This is a genomic window from Brevibacterium mcbrellneri ATCC 49030 (genome assembly GCF_000178455.1).
GTDB classification, from domain to species: Bacteria; Actinomycetota; Actinomycetes; order Actinomycetales; family Brevibacteriaceae; genus Brevibacterium; species Brevibacterium mcbrellneri.
In genome coordinates this window covers 1-2,170 of record NZ_ADNU01000058.1, presented here as the reverse complement: position 1 = coordinate 2,170, position 2,170 = coordinate 1, and the positions used below count along the sequence as shown (strand labels likewise).

Annotated in this window: 2 protein-coding genes and 1 pseudogene; all 3 read right to left on the bottom strand. The window is 70.1% G+C overall.

Translation table 11 applies throughout. From position 1 onward, the window contains the following. A partial coding sequence (locus HMPREF0183_RS09625) for a M23 family metallopeptidase (protein WP_005885493.1) occupies positions 1 to 1,090 on the bottom strand: 1,090 nt, incomplete at its 3' end. After that, complete coding sequence (locus HMPREF0183_RS12620) at positions 1,009 to 1,821, bottom strand: hypothetical protein (protein WP_005885491.1); 813 nt, start codon at positions 1,819 to 1,821, stop codon at positions 1,009 to 1,011. The genes HMPREF0183_RS09625 and HMPREF0183_RS12620, both read right to left, overlap by 82 nt. A 38-nt stretch (positions 1,822 to 1,859) precedes the next feature. Then, positions 1,860 to 2,170, bottom strand: a pseudogene (locus HMPREF0183_RS12975) (ParB N-terminal domain-containing protein); the annotation flags it as partial.

Sequence of the window (2,170 nt, the reverse complement as noted above, 5' to 3'; positions counted from 1 at the left end):
CGCCGTCGGTGCCGCCCTCACGGACCTCGAAGTGCAGGTGGGGTCCGGTCGAGTTGCCGGAGGAGCCGACGTCGCCGATGTGCTGGCCGGCGGTCACCTGGTCGCCGGTCTGGACGTGGATGCCGTGCTCCCACATGTGCGCGTACGCGGTGGCCACGGTGTTCCCGTTGACCTGGTGCTCGATGACGATGAGGCCGCCGTAGCCGCCGGAGTACTCCGCGACCGTGACGGTCCCATCGGCGGCCGCGAGAATCGCCGTGCCGTCGGGGGCGGAGAAGTCCGTGCCGGTGTGCAGCTTGTGCTCGCCGGTGATCGGGTGCTGGCGCATCCCGAACGGGCTGGTCATCACCCAGGTTCCCTCAGGCAGGGGGAACACGACCCGTGAGGTCTCCCCGCCGGTCGCCGGAGCCGCCACGGCGACCGCCTCACCGGGGTTCGTGGTGGTGCCGGTGAGGGTATCGAGGATGGTCGCGGCTGCCGGTTCGTAGTTCTGGTAGCGGTCGGGGTAGGCGCTGACCTCCACCGCCTGCGCCGCCTCGCCCTTGTCCATGTCTTCCCAGCCGGGGATGTCGAGCAGCCCGCGCGGGGAGCCGGCGTTGGGTCCGTCCGGGCCGCCGAAGAACGCCTGCGCCTGGTACTGGGAGTCCATGAGCTCCGCGACCGATCCCCATCCCGTGCTCGGCCGCATCTGGAACAGGCCGAGTGAGTCATTGTCCGAACCGACACCGTCGTTCGGGTGGTCCTCGGAGCCGGGGACCGTGGAGTTGGCGAGCATCCGCAGGCTCGACTCGGTCAGGGCGGCCATGAGCGCGATCTGGATCCCGTCCCGGCCGACCCCGTCGATCCCGGACCCGGTCTCGATGATCGTCGCAGCATGACTCAGCTGTTCCCGGCCAAGGGTGACCCGCTGGCCGTCGGCGGTCTCCACGGTGAGCTCGTCGGGAACCTCGCCGATGGTCACGGAGCCATCGGCGTTGACGGTGCAGGTGGCGCCCGTGGCGGGGTTCATCAGCACCGCGACACCGACCAGGCCCAGCATCGGGGACAGCAGCACGAGCGCGAGGGCGATGATGAGCAACTTCTTGACCATACCGGCTCACCGCAGGGGGTTGTCCAGCTCGGACAGCCGCGCCACATAACAGCTTCCCGCGCCCGCCGTCTCGGTCTGGCTGGCGGTGTTGGTGGGGTCGGTGTCGGTGGGTGGGCAGACCGGAAGATCGTGAAGCTCACGGCGTGCTCGCTGGTGACCTCCTCGCCGTTCCAGACTCCGGCGCGGTGGCGGGTGCCTTCGATGGTGATCGCCGTCGCCCCCTCGGGGAGCTGGCCGGGCTGGGCCTGGGCGAGCGCGTCGTCCCAGGCGTCGGGAACATAGGCGGTGGTGATGGACAGGTGCTGGTGGGTGGCGTACTGGCGCAGATCGCTCCAGGCCTCGGAGCTGGGCAGGTAGGCGGCGACATCGGAGGCGAGCCCGGCCTGCTCGGTGCCACTGGGATCGCCGACGTCGAGGATGATCGCGGAGTAGTCCAGCGGCATGAACCCGGAGGCGGTGTCCCAGGCGAAGAGGGTCTCGACGACGGTGCGCGCGAACTCCTCCGGATCTTCACTCGCCGGGATCGTCGCCAGGTCGCCGGGCGTCGGCGAGGGGTCTGCTGGTGACGTCACGACCGGTCGCGGCACCGAGGTGGTGTCCTCTGGGGGTTCGGGGCCGAGGATCAGCCCGTAGAGGCCGGTGGCGACCAGGAGCAGTGCGGCCAGACCGCCGGCGATGAGCGCGATCCTTCGCGCCCGGGTGCGAGGGTCTTCAGGTGCGGTGGTCTTCATAACGGCCAGGTGCACACGGCCCGCCCGCTGAAGTGGGCTTAGATGGCGCGCAGGTGCGCCCGCCCACTCGCCGTGCCCTCGCGGTGCCGCGTGCGCGCGGCGTGGAGTTCGTCGGCGAAGCGGGCGGTGGCCTCGGCGGCGGTGAAGAACATCTCGAGTTGCTCGTCGGTGAGCTTGGCGGCCAGTTCGGCGGGGTCGTAGTGATCCCACCAGGTGGCCAGCATTTCGGTGTTCATCACGAACGATCGCATCGACCAGCGTGCCGCCGGTATCTCGACCTGTCCGGGCGAGCTGTCGGTGTCCGGTGCGGTGTCGGTGTCTGGGGAGGTGGTGCGGCGGACCCGGGCCA

Bases quoted from the DNA above. Each gene is read 5' to 3' on its own strand.
- HMPREF0183_RS12620 (WP_005885491.1), bottom strand. From the start codon at position 1,821: ATGAAGACCACCGCACCTGAAGACCCTCGCACCCGGGCGCGAAGGATC.